This is a genomic window from Hoeflea sp. (assembly GCF_039975035.1).
GTDB lineage: Bacteria > Pseudomonadota > Alphaproteobacteria > Rhizobiales > Rhizobiaceae > Hoeflea.
The window spans coordinates 1-13654 of record NZ_JBDWHW010000053.1; the positions used below are offsets into that span (position 1 = coordinate 1).

At 60.8% G+C, this 13654-nt stretch carries 13 protein-coding genes; 7 read left to right on the plus strand and 6 right to left on the minus strand.

Translation table 11 applies throughout. The features are described 5' to 3' along the window. The 7 genes from ABJN75_RS04115 to ABJN75_RS04145 form a co-directional block, all read left to right on the plus strand. The coding region (locus tag ABJN75_RS04115; RefSeq protein ID WP_348437126.1) for an SRPBCC family protein at window positions 1-714 on the plus strand (714 nt) is incomplete at its 5' end. Further along, on the plus strand, window positions 711-1190 hold the full coding sequence (locus ABJN75_RS04120; RefSeq protein ID WP_348437128.1) for an aromatic-ring-hydroxylating dioxygenase subunit beta: 480 nt from the start codon (window positions 711-713) through the stop codon (window positions 1188-1190). The genes ABJN75_RS04115 and ABJN75_RS04120, both read left to right, overlap by 4 nt. Beyond that, window positions 1187-2830 (plus strand): AMP-binding protein, encoded by a 1644-nt coding sequence (locus ABJN75_RS04125; protein WP_348437130.1) that lies wholly within the window; start codon window positions 1187-1189, stop codon window positions 2828-2830. The genes ABJN75_RS04120 and ABJN75_RS04125 overlap by 4 nt, the downstream gene beginning before the upstream one ends. Further along, entirely contained in the window at window positions 2827-3996 is a 1170-nt protein-coding gene (locus ABJN75_RS04130) for a thiolase family protein (RefSeq protein ID WP_348437132.1), read from the plus strand. The genes ABJN75_RS04125 and ABJN75_RS04130 overlap by 4 nt, the downstream gene beginning before the upstream one ends. Further along, window positions 3993-5240, plus strand: coding sequence for an SDR family NAD(P)-dependent oxidoreductase (locus ABJN75_RS04135; protein ID WP_348437134.1), 1248 nt, complete (start codon window positions 3993-3995; stop codon window positions 5238-5240). The genes ABJN75_RS04130 and ABJN75_RS04135 overlap by 4 nt, the downstream gene beginning before the upstream one ends. Then, window positions 5237-6034, plus strand: a complete 798-nt coding sequence (locus tag ABJN75_RS04140) for a cyclase family protein (protein WP_348437136.1) — start codon at window positions 5237-5239, stop codon at window positions 6032-6034. Before ABJN75_RS04135 ends, ABJN75_RS04140 begins: the two co-directional genes overlap by 4 nt. Then, a complete protein-coding gene (locus ABJN75_RS04145; RefSeq protein ID WP_348437138.1) occupies window positions 6031-6756 on the plus strand; it encodes an SDR family oxidoreductase in 726 nt (241 codons plus the stop codon). The genes ABJN75_RS04140 and ABJN75_RS04145 overlap by 4 nt, the downstream gene beginning before the upstream one ends. A 492-nt stretch (window positions 6757-7248) precedes the next feature. On the opposite strand, the gene ABJN75_RS04150 is transcribed toward ABJN75_RS04145, so the two are convergent. The 6 genes from ABJN75_RS04150 to ABJN75_RS04175 form a co-directional block, all read right to left on the minus strand. Further along, window positions 7249-7665: a DUF3830 family protein gene (locus ABJN75_RS04150; protein ID WP_348437140.1), complete on the minus strand. Its 417-nt coding sequence runs from the start codon at window positions 7663-7665 to the stop codon at window positions 7249-7251. Between the two features lie 428 nt (window positions 7666-8093). Then, entirely contained in the window at window positions 8094-9371 is a 1278-nt protein-coding gene (locus ABJN75_RS04155) for an FAD-dependent oxidoreductase (protein ID WP_348437142.1), read from the minus strand. Between the two features lie 72 nt (window positions 9372-9443). Then, window positions 9444-10676, minus strand: a complete 1233-nt coding sequence (locus ABJN75_RS04160; RefSeq protein ID WP_348437144.1) for a pyridoxal phosphate-dependent aminotransferase — start codon at window positions 10674-10676, stop codon at window positions 9444-9446. Between the two features lie 7 nt (window positions 10677-10683). Next, on the minus strand, window positions 10684-12210 hold the full coding sequence (locus tag ABJN75_RS04165; RefSeq protein ID WP_348437146.1) for an aldehyde dehydrogenase family protein: 1527 nt from the start codon (window positions 12208-12210) through the stop codon (window positions 10684-10686). Next, window positions 12207-12431 (minus strand): hypothetical protein, encoded by a 225-nt coding sequence (locus ABJN75_RS04170; protein WP_348437148.1) that lies wholly within the window; start codon window positions 12429-12431, stop codon window positions 12207-12209. The genes ABJN75_RS04165 and ABJN75_RS04170 overlap by 4 nt, the downstream gene beginning before the upstream one ends. A gap of 1 nt (window position 12432) precedes the next feature. Next, window positions 12433-13654: DUF1338 family protein (locus ABJN75_RS04175; RefSeq protein WP_348437150.1), on the minus strand; the 1222-nt coding region annotated here is incomplete at its 5' end.

Below are 13654 nucleotides of genomic sequence, written 5' to 3' on the forward strand. Positions count from 1 at the left end.
CAGACCGATACCTGCCATCCGATGGTGGCGCATGAAAGTTCGGCGGGGACGGCGGTCAAGCTCTGGAAAGAGCTCGACATGCCCGAAGGCACGCCGCTGCCGCCGGCGATGGAGATCATCGCACCGTTTATGTCGGCCTATGAGTTCTTCGAGAACATGGGTATCAGGACCTGGCCCAACGGCCATGGTCACACCGGTGTTCACCATTCGATCCATTCCAACTATTCCGAAATTCCGGGCTACATGGACAAGATGGTCGAGGCATATGGCGAGGAAAAGGCCAAGGCAATCCTTGGCGAGAACCGGCACAACACCGTCTATTTTCCCAATATCATGATCAAGGGGCCGATCCAGCAGCTCAGGGTGTTCATTCCACTGGCAGCAGACCGGACCATTGTCGAAAGCTATATCTACCGGCTTGTCGACGGGCCGGATGAACTGACCGCGCGCACCGCAATGTACAACAGGATGATCAACGCGCCGACCTCGATTGTCGGCCATGACGACCTGGAAATGTACGAACGTGCCCAGGAAGGGCTGCATGTCAACGGCTTGGAATGGGTCAATCTCCAGCGGCTTTACGAGGAAGGCGAAGACTTTAGCGAGGAGGTGGTCGAGAACGGAACCACCGAACGCCAGATGCGCAACCAGTTTGATGCCTGGGTCAAATTCATGACCTGCGACATGGACGATGTTCAGGAGGCAGCGAAATGACGATCTCCAGGGACCAGTTGATCGACTTCATTTATGACGAAGTCCGCATGCTCGATGAGGGGCGTTATGATGAGTGGCTCGCACTGTGGCTCAAGGATGGCCATTACTGGATGCCGCTCGATTACAAGCAGACCGACCCGCTCAATGTCACATCGCTGATGTATGAAGACCTGTTCATGCTGAAATTGCGGGTTGAGCGCCTTACCGGTGCGCGGACTTTCTCGCAAAAGCCCAAGAGCCGTTGTCATCACGTCATCCAGCGACCGTTCGTTGATGAATTCGACGAGGCAGCCGGACCTTTTGTGACCACGACCTTCATGCATTATGTTGAAACCCGGCTCGACGAACAGTGTCTGCTGGCGCTGACGGTCCGGCATGAACTCGCACTGGTCGATGGAGCATTGCGGATTGCCAACAAGCGTGTCGACATTCTCAATTGCGACGCAGCCTTTCGCAATATCCAGTTGTTGCCATGATCGACGCAGGTACCCAAACCATCTGGCAGGCATTCGCCGCCAGCGCCAGTCGGTATCCGGACCGCCCGCTTTTCAATGTCATGGGCGAGACCGCCGGCATTTACGGCATTGCGCCCGGGGAAACGGGGTATCGGCAGGTTCACGAGCAGGTCACTGTGCTGGCTGCGGCGTTGCAGCAGAAAGGGTATGGTCCGGGTTACCGGGTCATGCTGCTGTTGGAAAATCGCCCGGAGTTCTTTGTCTGGCTGCTGGCGCTCAACCGCATCGGCGCATCGGTGGTGCCGGTCAATCCGGACCTCAGACATGCCGAACTTACCTATATGACGGGACATTCCGAGCCGTCGCTGATTGTCGGAATAGCTTCGCGTTGCGCAGATCTTTCCAACGCCGCCGCCGAGGCGGGCATTGGCGTTCCGGTCATCGCTCCGGGCGATGCCCTGCCGCAGCCCGGCCCGGCGGGGCCGGTTGCGCTGAGAACGGATGAAGCGGGCGATGATCTGACCGGCGAGGAGATGGAAGCGGCACTGCTTTACACCTCCGGCACCACCGGCAGTCCCAAGGGCTGCATCCTGACCAACACCTATTTTCTCGAGGCCGGGCGGTGGTACGCCGGAGCGGGCGGGCTTTGTACATTGACCGGGAATGGCGAACGGATGATCACGCCGCTGCCGATCTTTCACATGAATGCCATGGCGTACTCGTTCATGGCGATGGTCGCGGTTGGCGGATGTCTGACCGTGCTCGACCGCTTTCACCCCTCGAGCTGGTGGGAGAGCGTGGCCGAGAGCAGGGCGACGTGCCTGCATTATCTCGGCGTTATGCCGTCAATGCTGATGGGCGCTCCGAAGGGATCTGCAGATCGTGAGCATTCCGTCCGCTTCGGCTTTGGCGCGGGTGTCGACCCAAAACTGCATGCGAGCTTTGAAGAGCGCTTCGGGTTTCCGCTGGTCGAGGCCTGGGCGATGACCGAAACAGGCGCCGGCGCGGTGATCTGCGCTAACAGGCTGCCGCGCCGGGTCGGCGAAAGCTGCCTGGGCAAACCCGGCCCGGAACTGGAGGTGCGGATCGTCGATGCCGCCGGTTACGTCAGCCAGAATGGGCCTGGCGAGCTGCTGGTGCGCCGGGAAGGCCGAGACCCGCGTCGCGGCTTTTTCGCCGGCTACTTCAAGAATGCCGAGGCGACCGCGGAAGCCTGGGCGGACGACTGGTTTCACACCGGCGACATCGTCCGCCGCGAGGCCGATGGTTCGATGTTCTTTGTCGACCGGAAGAAGAACGTGATCCGCCGTTCGGGCGAAAACATAGCCGCAGTCGAAGTCGAATCGGCCCTGATGCGCCATCCCGCAGTGCTCGCCGCCGGCGTTGCAGCGGTTGCTGACCCGATGCGCGGCGACGAGGTGTTTGCCTGCCTGAAGGTCGATGGAGAGCCCAATGCAGCGCTTGCCACCGAGATTGCCGGCTGGTGCCTGACACAACTCGCCTATTACAAGGCGCCCGGCTATGTTGCCTTTGTCGAGGCGTTGCCGCTGACCTCGACACAGAAGATTCAGCGGCGAGAGCTCAAGGCGCTTGCCGACAGGCTTGTGCAGGATCCGGCAACCGTGGACACGCGCGCGATGAAGAAACGGACGGCGGCGTGAAGCGGCAAAACTACAACGGCGTGGTGGTAACGGCGCCGGTGTCGGTGCCCTATGTCCGTTACAGCCAGGAAACCGCGCATTGGTGGATCGCGCGCGCGCTGAAACAGACACTTGATGTGGCGGGCATCAAGCCACGGGAACTGGACGGGTTTTCGGTGTCCAGTTTCACGCTGTTCCCCGATACGCCGGTGGGCCTGACCCAGCATCTGGGATTGAGTCCGCGATGGCTCGACAGCATCCCGATGGGTGGCGCCAGTGGCGTTGTGGCGCTCAGGCGCGCGGCGCGCGCGGTTCAGGCGGGGGATGTCGACGTGGTGGCCTGCATCGCCGGTGATGCCAACCGGATCGACAGTTTCAGGCAGCTGTTGTCGTCGTTTTCACGCTTTGCGATGGATGCGTCCTACCCTTACGGGTCGGGCGGCCCGAACGCCAGCTTTGCCCTTATCGCCGACGCCTACATGGCCGAGTATGGCGTGACGCGGCAGGACTTTGGCCGCATTGCCGTGGCCCAGCGGGCCAATGCGCTGAATTACCCAAACGCCATCATGAAATCGCCGCTGACGCTGGAGCAATACCTGTCGGCGCGCCCGATCGCCGAGCCGTTCGGACTGTTTGACTGCGTCATGCCCTGCGCCGGCGCGGAAGGGTTTCTGGTGATGCGCGAGGACGAAGCCGAAAGCCATGGCCTTGCCTACGCCCGGATTGCTTCGACCATCGAGCGTCACAACGCCTTTCCTGAAGACCCGGTGCAATTGCGCGGCGGCTGGGCCATGGATATCGATGAGTTGTACGAAATGGCAGGTTGCGGCCCGGAGGCCATCGATCTGCTTGAGACCTATGATGATTATCCTGTCATTTCGATGATGCAGTTCGAGGATCTGGGCTTTTGCGCCAAGGGCGAGGGCGCCCGGTTTGTACGCGAACGCAACCTGACCATTGCTGGCGATTTCCCGCACAATACGTCCGGCGGTCAGCTTTCCGCTGGCCAGGCGGGTGCGGCGGGCGGGTATCTCGGACTTGTCGAAGCGATCCGCCAGCTGACCGGCAAGGCCGGTGGCACCCAGGTTGCCAATGCGAGCACGGCGATGGTTTCCGGTTTCGGCATGATCAACTACGACCGCGGCCTGTGCTCCTCTGCCGCAATCCTGACGGGGGCAGACCGATGACCGACAAGCTTCTGCCGCCCGGAAAGAAAAATCCGCAACTGCGCCAGAAGGTGCCGACCCTGCCGCCGCAGATGCGTTCGCGCGCAGCGCTGGGGCTCACGTCTGCCGCAGCGCGCGGGGCGTTCCTGTTGCAGCACTGCGACGAATGCGGTGCGGTCCAGTATCCGCCGCGCGATGCGTGCTGTTCCTGCCTCTCGGTTGACCTCACCTGGCGGGATACGCCACGCAACGGCACGGTGATCGCCGGGACGCGCATTCATGCGTCGCCCGATCCCTATTATCGCGAAAGACTGCCCTGGCGGTCCGGTCTGGTTCGGATGGCAGCTGGACCAACGGTGTTGTGCCATTTGCATGGCGATGTGGGGCGGGGTGACCAGATTCGCATGGATCTCAAGCTCGACAAGGCCGGACAGGGGGTGATGATTGCCCTGCCTCAGGAAAGGAGTCCCGACATGGAGGACGATCCGCAATTGCGCAGTCTGACAGCGCACCCGAAACACCGGCGGGTGCTGATCACCGATATCAGATCACCCATCGTCGGTCCATTGATCGACGGGCTCCTCAAGGCCGGGGCGTCACAGATATTTGTCGGAGAGTCCGAAAGCTGGCGGCGTGGATCCGATCATGCGGCAATTGCTGGATTGGACGGGGTCTCGGTGATGCCGCTCGATGTCTCCGACGCGTCCTCGGTCAAGACACTTGCTGCCGAGATTGGAGGCAAGACCGATATCCTGATCAACACCGCACGGCATGTGCGGCCCGACGGTGTGCTTGGCTCGGATACGGTGTTTGCGCGCGAGGAATTCGAAATCAACGCGCTCGGGCTGATGCGGTTGGCGCAGGGCTTTGGTCCGGCGATGACGTCGCGTACCGCCGACGGGGTCAATTCTGCCGTTGCGTTTGTCAATATCCTGTCAGTTCATGCCTTGTCGGCTGACCCGCACTACGGGGCCTTTTCCGCAAGCCAGGCGGCGGCATTGTCGATCAGCCAGACGCTCAGGGCGGAGTTCCGGGCCTCGGGTCTCAGGATGATCAATGTCTTCACCGGGCCGACCGACGATGAATGGCATCAACCGCTGCCGCCGCCAAAGGTGCCGCCGAAGGCGCTGGCGAAGTCGGTTGTCGAGGGGTTGTGCGAAGGGCTCGAGGATGTGTTTTGCGGTGATGTCGCCAGGGATCTCGAAGAGCGCTGGCGTCGCGATCCCAAGGTGCTGGAACGTGAACTTGCTGGAGGCGGCCAATGACATCTCCCCTCAACAGCCTCGCCGCTGCCCTTGGTGACGGATCGGTCGAGGTGGTCGATCTGACCCATACACTCGATCCGGATTTTCCGGTGATCGTGCTGCCCCCGGAATTCGGCCAGTGCGCCCGGTTCCGGATGGAGGAAGTCTCGTCCTATGATGGCCGGGGACCGGCCTGGAAATGGCACAATATCTCGATGAACGAACATACCGGCACGCATTTCGATGCGCCGATCCATTGGGTCTCCGGCCGGGATGTCGCCAATGGTGCGGTCGACGAGATCGATCCCTCGGTGTTTGTCGGGCCGGCGGTGGTGATCGATTGCTCGGACGGTGCTGCCACCAATGATGATTTCGAGCTGACGCCGGAGATCATCGAGGCCTGGGAGGCCGAGCATGGCAAAATTCCGGCGGACAGTTGGGTGCTGATGCGCACCGACTGGTCGAAACGGCGCGGTGCCGAGTATCTCAACATGGCTGATGACGGGCCGCACTCGCCGGGGCCGACGCCCGCGGCGATCGAGCTGTTGCTCGCCCGCGACATCCGCGGCTTTGGAACCGAGACGGTTGGCACCGATGCGGGGCAGGGCGCACACTATTTGCCGCCCTATCCGGCGCATTACCTGCTGCATGGCGCAGGAAAATTCGGGCTGCAATGCCTGCGCAACATCGACCTGCTGCCGCCGACAGGGGCGATGCTGATCGCACCGCCCTTGAAAATCAAGGGCGGCACCGGCAGCCCGCTAAGAGTGCTGGCGCTTGTGCACGCCAAAACCGGTTCCGGAGCGGTGTCATGAGCGGCTACACAGCAGTCATCACCGGCGCGTCCAAGGGGATTGGCGCCGATCTTGCGGCCAGGCTCATCGAGCGCGGCTACACGGTCATCAACCTGTCGCGCAATGCGCCCGAGTGGGAACATGACCGGCTTGTCAGCCTTGAATGCGACCTTCTTGACGCCGACGCGGTCAAGGCGGCTTCGCTGAAGATTGCCGCTGACCATGAGGTGACGCATTTCGTCCACAATGCAGGGATGATCTGGCCCAACCTTGTCGAAGAGGCCAGGCCCGAGGACATCACCGGGCTGGCGCAATTGCATCTGGGTTCGGCGCTGACGTTGCTGCAGGGGTTTTTGCCAGCGATGAAAGCGCGAAACTTCGGCCGGGTGATGTTCAATGGCTCGCGCGCAGCCTTGGGCGTGCCGACGCGGACCGCCTATTCCGCCACCAAGGCGGGCATGATCGGCATGGCGCGGACCTGGGCGCTGGAACTGGCGCCGCACGGCATCACGGTCAATGTGGTGGCGCCGGGCCCGATCCAGACCGACAATTTCTGGGGCATCATCCCGAAGGGTAGCGAGCGCGAATCCGAGCTTGCCGGCAAGATCCCGGTTGGCCGTCTCGGCTCGGTCGATGATGTCAGCAACGCATTCCTGTTTTTCTGCGATCCGGCCAGCAGCTTTGTCACCGGACAGACGCTGTATGTCTGCGGCGGCACCAGCATCGGCATGATCAACCTGTAGCGTGAGCAGGCCGGGTTTTCCGGGCGCCAGGAGCCGCGAGATCGCACCAGGAGTGAGCACCCATGAATGGGTCGTAGTTCGCCTTCAACTTTGAACAATCCTGCTGGCTTCTCATGTTCACCAGGCTGGTTCAATGTCCAGGCTTCCATCAACTCCTTGAGCGTTCCTATCCTCCCGGCAACGCGATGAACACAGCGGCGGGTTCCATCGTGCGGTGCTTTCGGTCCGTCATTGCCGGCAGGGTTTCGTGTCGGGAAAGTCCTTCATGTCGGTGCCGCGCGTCGCGCAGACACTCGGTGATGACAGCATGCACCGTCGCGCCCTCGGCGGGAGCGGCGTCAGCCAGTGCTGCCATCAGTCCCGTGTGTCGCCAAAGGCCGTCGGCGTGCATCAGCTGCCGGCAGACAGGTATCCCGCTGTCCGGTGTTGGAGCCCCAGGAGATGGCGATCGAATTCAAACGGCGCGGGAGTCTGTTCCCATCTGCTCTCCGGTCATGCGAATTCGAAGCTGATGTTATGGGCACCTTTCCAGAGAACTGAATTGCCAAGAGCCATGAGGTTTTCCAGACCTGAAGTCAAAGTGATGAAATGATTGCCGGCGAGTTGGCCCATCTTACTGGAAAAATCGACGCCGCCATAGGCCAGAAGAATCTCGGTTTCGCTGATGCCCCCGGGATAAAGAATGATGTGGCCTGGTGCAGGGTGGCTGGTGTGGTTCTCGTAGGAAACACCGAAGTCGGTTTCTCCGAGAGGAATCCAGACGCCCTCGCCACTCCAGCGGACATGAACGATCTGGCCGGAATAGGGCATCACCTTCTTGAAGGCAGCGCAGGTCTTGGGCGCAGCCTCCTCTTCGAACCGTGCATCGAAAGTGAACGGACCTGCGGTGATCTTCAAGGCTTGGGACATGTTGGGTTCCTGTGGAATGGTTGATGTTGGCGCAAACGGTCTTTCTCGCGATCATCGGGCGACGCTGGTCATGTCCCGGCATGTCGCGTGGCTGCGGCGACCGTCTTGTCAGCGTTTGACGGACGCGGCGTCGGCATCTGCTGGAAGTGATGAGCCTGAACGCCCCATCCGCGAGTTTCGGTCTGCAATGGACCTGGCTGACTTTAGTGCCTTTGAGCCAGATTGGCCTGCTGGTTTATCGGATACGAGGTTAAGCTAATCCCACCTTGGTTTCAAAGTCTTTAGGGCTGAGATAGCCCAGTGTCTGCAAATATTGGGGTATCCCTGTCTCGCCCTGATACGGCAGATCATTGCGAAGTTCGCGATAATCATCGCCCTTGCGACTGAGCTTGCAGGACTTCCGGACAAGTCCAGCCGGTCGCACGTCTTCACAGGCGGGCGGAAACTCCGTGGACCAACTTCGCGCCGAATTCGTAGTAGTACGCCTTTGCACGGGAAAACCGCTCGGCATAATGCTCGGTCGTAGCGAGAGGCAGGTCGCCGTGTGGCTCAAGCAGGAGCGTGTCGGCAAGGGCTTTTCCGAATACGGTACCGGGAGCGATGCCGCGTCCGGAATAGCCGAAGACCGAATAGGCGTTGGGACCGAATTTGACGATCTTGGGAATGTGGTCATCGGTCATCGCAATGCGGCCGCTCCAGGCATAGTCGAATGAAGCGGCCGGGAGTTGCGGGTAGAGTTGGCGGAGTTTGCGGCGGGCCCAAGAGAGATGGAAGTCCTTGCCACGATGCTCCATGCTGCCGACGCCGCCGACGATCAGCCGTCCGGCCTGATCGAGCCGGATCGACGACATCACCATCGCCGTGTCCCAGCACCCTTCCCCGTTGGGAAGGATTGTCTCGCGGACGGCCGGGGGCAATGGCGCGGTCGCGAACTGACAATAGTTGACTACGGTGAAAGCCGGCGTGAAAGGCGCGTTGAGACCGAGATGGTAGGCATTGGTGGCGACAATCACATGGCGGGCGCGGACGCGATGGCCATTGGCCACAGCGCGCCATCTGTCGCCATCGCGTGTCAGTGCTGTGACTTTGGAATGCTCGCAGATCGCCGAGCCCTGAGCCTGGGCGGCCCGGGCCAGCCCCTGGCAATAGGCCAGCGGATGAATTGTTCCCGCGCGCGGGTCGAACAGAGCACCGGAAAAGGCGTTGGTTCCTGTCCGGAGTTCGGTGTCCTCACGGTTGAGAAGGCGTAGCGGGGCGCCGTGACGAGTGCCCTGCCGGCATCTTTCTTTCAGATCGTTCACGCCAGCTTGCGAATGAGCCAGATGCAGCGTTCCGCTTCGGGTTGCTTCACACTGGATTGCTTCACGCTCAATCAGTGCAAAGACATCGCCAGGGCCCTGACCAAGCACGTCGATCAGTCTGCCGCCCTCCGCTTCGCCCAATTGCTCGACAATTCGGTCAGGCGGTAGCCAGAGGCCTGCGTTGACCAGGCCGACATTGCGACCAGAGCCCCCGTAACCGAATGTCTCGGCTTCCAGCAGGCAGACAGAAGCACCGCTTCGCGCTGCCTGTAGCGCTGCCGAAGTGCCGGTGAAGCCTCCCCCAATGACAAGCAGATCCACATCAGTGTCACGCGAAAGCGGCGGAGCATCGATCGTTTCGCGTGAGCTCGCGCGCCAAAGAATGGAAGAGGGAGTGGCACTCATCTCAAAGGCCTTTTCAGTCGGGGGCCCGGATTAGTTCCGGACCATGGGTAAGAGCTCATCCGCAAGGAATGGTTATGTCAGCTGTTCGCAGCATCGCGCGATCCGGCGAAGTGCTTCCTCAAGCTCGCTTTTGGCTGTGGCGTAGGAAATCCGGATATAGGGTGAGAGACCGAAAGCCGACCCGGGCACCATTGCGACATGGCCTGCTTCAAGCACGTAGTCGGTGAAGTCGTGATCGCTGAGGATCCGTGTTCCATCCGGTTTTGTCTTGCCCAGAAGTCCGCTGCAGTCGGCAAAGGTATAAAAGGCGCCCTCCGGTGTCCGGCAAGAAATTCCCGGAATCCGCTTGAGCGCCGAGACCACGAGGTCGCGCCGTTGCCGAAAGCTCTCGCGCCGTTCTTCGAGGTAGTCCTGCGGCCCGGTCAATGCTTCGAGTGCTGCGGCCTGGCTGACAGAAGAGGGGCAGGAGGTGGATTGGCTCTGGATTACCGCCATTGCCTTGACAAGAGCTTTCGGACCGCCGGCATAGCCGATACGCCAGCCGGTCATTGCGTAAGCCTTGGAAACCCCGTTGATCGTGAGCGTGCGGGGTTTCAGCTTTGGTTCAAGCGCCGCCGGCGTGGCGAACCTGAATCCGTCATAGACGATGTGCTCATAGATATCGTCGACCATCAGCCAAACGTGCGGATGGGCGAGAAGTACGTCGAGAACCGGACGATAGTTCTCAGCGCTATAGGCCGCTCCCGACGGGTTCGAGGGCGAATTGAGTAGCAGCCAACGGGTTTTCGGGGTGATCGCCTTTTGCAATTGCTCGGGCTTGAGGCGAAACCCGTCCTTCGCGTCGCAGGGAACGAGCACGGGAATGCCGCCGCAGATTTTGACGATGTCAGAATAGGAAGTCCAGTAAGGCGTCGGGATGATGACCTCATCGCCGGGATCGATGCTCGCCATGAAGGCATTGTAGAGAATCTGTTTGGCGCCAGTGGCCACCGTGATTTCGTCCGTCGCGTAATCGAGCCCGTTCTCGCGACGGAACTTCTCGCCGATTGCCTGTTTGAGCGCAGGAGTTCCGTCAAGGGCGGTGTACTTGGTTTCACCCCGGTCGATTGCCGCCTTGGCTGCCTGCTTGATGTTTGCCGGCGTATCGAAATCCGGTTCGCCTGCGCCCAGCACGATGACTGGCAGGCCATCGCGCTTCATTTCGGCGGCTCGAATGCCGATCTTGAGGATTTGTGAAATCCCCACCGAGGCGATGCGCGAAGCGGGTCGGAACCCCGCTTCGCCGGCAATTGGTTGAGATGTCATGGCGGAGCTACTCGATATCGAAGGAGACGCCCTGGGCGAGCGGCAGTTGCTTGGAATAGTTCACCGTGTTGGTGGCGCGGCGCATGTAGTTCTTCCAGGCGTCCGAACCGGATTCGCGCCCGCCGCCGGTCTCTTTCTCGCCTCCGAAAGCGCCGCCAATTTCCGCACCCGAGGTGCCGATGTTGACGTTGGCTATGCCGCAATCCGAACCTTCATCCGAAAGAAAGCGTTCGGCCTCCTGCATGTCGAGCGTGAATACCGAGGACGAAAGGCCTGCTCCCACTGCGTTGTGATCCTCGATTGCGGCGTCAAAATCGGAGTACTTCATCACGTAAAGAATCGGCGCGAAGGTTTCCTCCAGCACGGGGCCTGTCTGGCTTGGCATTTCGACAAGGGCGGGGCGGACATAGTAGGCGGTATCCTTGCCGGCTTCGGCGATGCGATTGCCGCCAGTCACTTTTCCGCCTTCAGCCTTGGCCGATGCCAGCGCCTTTTGCATGTTGTCGAAAGCCTGCTTGTCGACCAGCGGTCCAACCAGCGCGGAGGTTTCCAGAGGATTTCCGACGGAAACGCTTTCGTAGGCGGAGCGGAGCCGCGGCACCAGGGTCTCATAGAGACTTTCATGGACAAACAGACGACGCAGGGTTGTGCAGCGCTGACCCGCGGTGCCCATGGCGCCGAAGGCGACGGCACGCAATGTCATGTCGACATCTGCCGAGGGGCAGACGATCCCGCCATTGTTGCCACCCAGTTCCAGGATTGCGCGGGCAAACCGCTTGGCGAGGCGTGGGCCGACCTCACGTCCCATCCGGGTCGAACCGGTGGCGGAGACCAGAGCCACCCTGGGATTGTCAACCATGGCTTCACCAATGTTCCGGTCACCGATGAGGACCTGCATCAGATCTTGCGGAGCTTCGCCAAAGCGCTTGACTGCCCGCAAAAGAATGGCTTCGCAGGCGATGGCGGTCAACGGGGTCTTTTCCGAAGGCTTCCAAACGACAGCATTGCCGCACACCAGCGCCAATGCCGTATTCCAGGACCAGACGGCGACGGGGAAATTGAAGGCGCTGATGACGCCGACGACGCCAAGCGGGTGCCAGGTTTCCATCATCCGGTGGCCGGCTCTTTCTGTCGCGATGGTCAGCCCGTAGAGCTGCCGAGAGAGTCCGACGGCGAAATCGCAGATATCGATCATTTCCTGAACTTCGCCCGCTCCTTCCGAGGGGATCTTTCCGGCTTCGATGGAAACCAGCCGGCCGAGGTCGTCCTTGGCGGCGCGCAACTCCTCGCCGAGCAGCCGGACGAGTTCGCCGCGGCGGGGTGCGGGCACCTGCCGCCAAGCCTTGAAAGCGGTGTGGGCGGCTTCGATGGAGGTGTCGCAATCAGCGGACGATAATGTCTTGAGCCTGGCGATCTCCTCGCCGGTCACGGGCGAGTAGGACGCCATGTCGCCATTGCTCCACCTGTCCCTGGCGACTCCGAGTTTTTCGAGGATTTTCGCAGTTTCCTGCTTGACGTCTACGATGGTGGTCATTGGTTTTCTCCGGTATATTTGATCTGTCGTTTCCATAATTTCATCGCTCCGAGCTCGCCCGGCAATATTGCCCGTTTCAGTTCGGCGGCAAGATTGCGAACGGCATGATCGAAGCGCGCGCCGGTCTCGTAGGCAACAAGGTCTCGTGTTTCGCACAGAACTCTGCTCTCACCGAGCAGGGTGCGTAGCGCATCGAGATTTTGCAAGATTGTCGTTCTCATCTCACTCCGCAGCAGCAGCTGTTCCAAGGACGTGCAGGCAGTTTCGGACCGACGTCATTTCGATATCGGAGTAATGGGCGAATTCGTCCAGAACAGCGGCGCCGAGGTCGCTTTCGAACTTGAGCTGGTTTGGCCCGGCTACAAATTTCCGGGTAGCACTTTCGCCCAGGTTGGACTGGAAAATGCCAGCCGCGCTGACGGGCAGAAAATCCTCGTAGATGATCGGATCGGCGCGCAGCAGCTCGTCCTCGATTGCGCTCTCGATATCTGTGTTCGATGCTGGCGTTGCCTTGCCTTTTTCGGTCAGCGAATAGACAAAATAGCCAAGACCGGCGCGACGAATTGCAGCCCAAGTGTCGGGAAAGGCGGCGAAGGCGTCTGACAGCGCTACCTGGTATTCCGCCGCATTCGAGCCATCTGCGGCGGGCGGCACGATTGCGCGGGCCTTGGCGAGCAGGTCATCATACAGCGCACGGTCCTTCGGCGTCAGCGCCACGCCGCGTTGTTCGATTTCACCGAAGCGCGCAGTGTGCGACCCCCTTTCCAAGGTTCCGTCCGGGCGGACAAACCCGACCGGTTCGTTGAGCGCCTTGAACGAGGTTTGCCGCAACAGGATCGGACACCGGCGGGCTGGCGGTCCCTCTATCACGGCCTTGGGTGTGATGCCCTTTTTCGGCATGCGGTCCTGTACCGTGTCGATGTCGAGTGTACGCGGCGTCAGATGGTTGATATGCGGACCGCGGAAGGAGACGATGTCGGCGATAAGCCGATGAGCGGTGTGGAGCCTGTCATAAATGGCGGCATCGACCACCGCCTTGTCATGCCAGCGGAAAGTATCAAGAACTTCATGAACGAAGCTGATGCCGTCGGTTGCAGAGAGACCACCGTCGCGTTCGGCCTTTTCCACCAGCGCGCAGGCAGACGTCGTAAATATGGTTCGACGCGAGAGAATGCTTGCCACCTCGCCACGCAGACTGTCGTCAACGATCAGGTCGAGGCGCAACAGCGATGTAAACACCCGGAACGGGTTGCGCTTGAGATTGGCCTCCCCGACAGGGCGAAAGGCTGTGGAATGAACCGGCACACCGGCAGCGGAGAGATCATAGTAGCCGACCGGATACATCCCCATGATGGCGAAGACGCGGCGCATCATGCTCAGCTCGGCGGGTGTTCCCAGACGGATTGCGCCGTGGCGTTCATCTGAGATGCGGCTGAGGGAACCG

Bases quoted from the DNA above. Each gene is read 5' to 3' on its own strand.
- ABJN75_RS04120 (WP_348437128.1), top strand. From the start codon at position 711: ATGACGATCTCCAGGGACCAGTTGATCGACTTCATTTATGACGAAGTC.
- ABJN75_RS04125 (WP_348437130.1), top strand. From the start codon at position 1,187: ATGATCGACGCAGGTACCCAAACCATCTGGCAGGCATTCGCCGCCAGC.
- ABJN75_RS04135 (WP_348437134.1), top strand. From the start codon at position 3,993: ATGACCGACAAGCTTCTGCCGCCCGGAAAGAAAAATCCGCAACTGCGC.
- ABJN75_RS04140 (WP_348437136.1), top strand. From the start codon at position 5,237: ATGACATCTCCCCTCAACAGCCTCGCCGCTGCCCTTGGTGACGGATCG.
- ABJN75_RS04145 (WP_348437138.1), top strand. From the start codon at position 6,031: ATGAGCGGCTACACAGCAGTCATCACCGGCGCGTCCAAGGGGATTGGC.
- ABJN75_RS04150 (WP_348437140.1), bottom strand. From the start codon at position 7,665: ATGTCCCAAGCCTTGAAGATCACCGCAGGTCCGTTCACTTTCGATGCA.
- ABJN75_RS04155 (WP_348437142.1), bottom strand. From the start codon at position 9,371: ATGAGTGCCACTCCCTCTTCCATTCTTTGGCGCGCGAGCTCACGCGAA.
- ABJN75_RS04160 (WP_348437144.1), bottom strand. From the start codon at position 10,676: ATGACATCTCAACCAATTGCCGGCGAAGCGGGGTTCCGACCCGCTTCG.
- ABJN75_RS04165 (WP_348437146.1), bottom strand. From the start codon at position 12,210: ATGACCACCATCGTAGACGTCAAGCAGGAAACTGCGAAAATCCTCGAA.
- ABJN75_RS04170 (WP_348437148.1), bottom strand. From the start codon at position 12,431: ATGAGAACGACAATCTTGCAAAATCTCGATGCGCTACGCACCCTGCTC.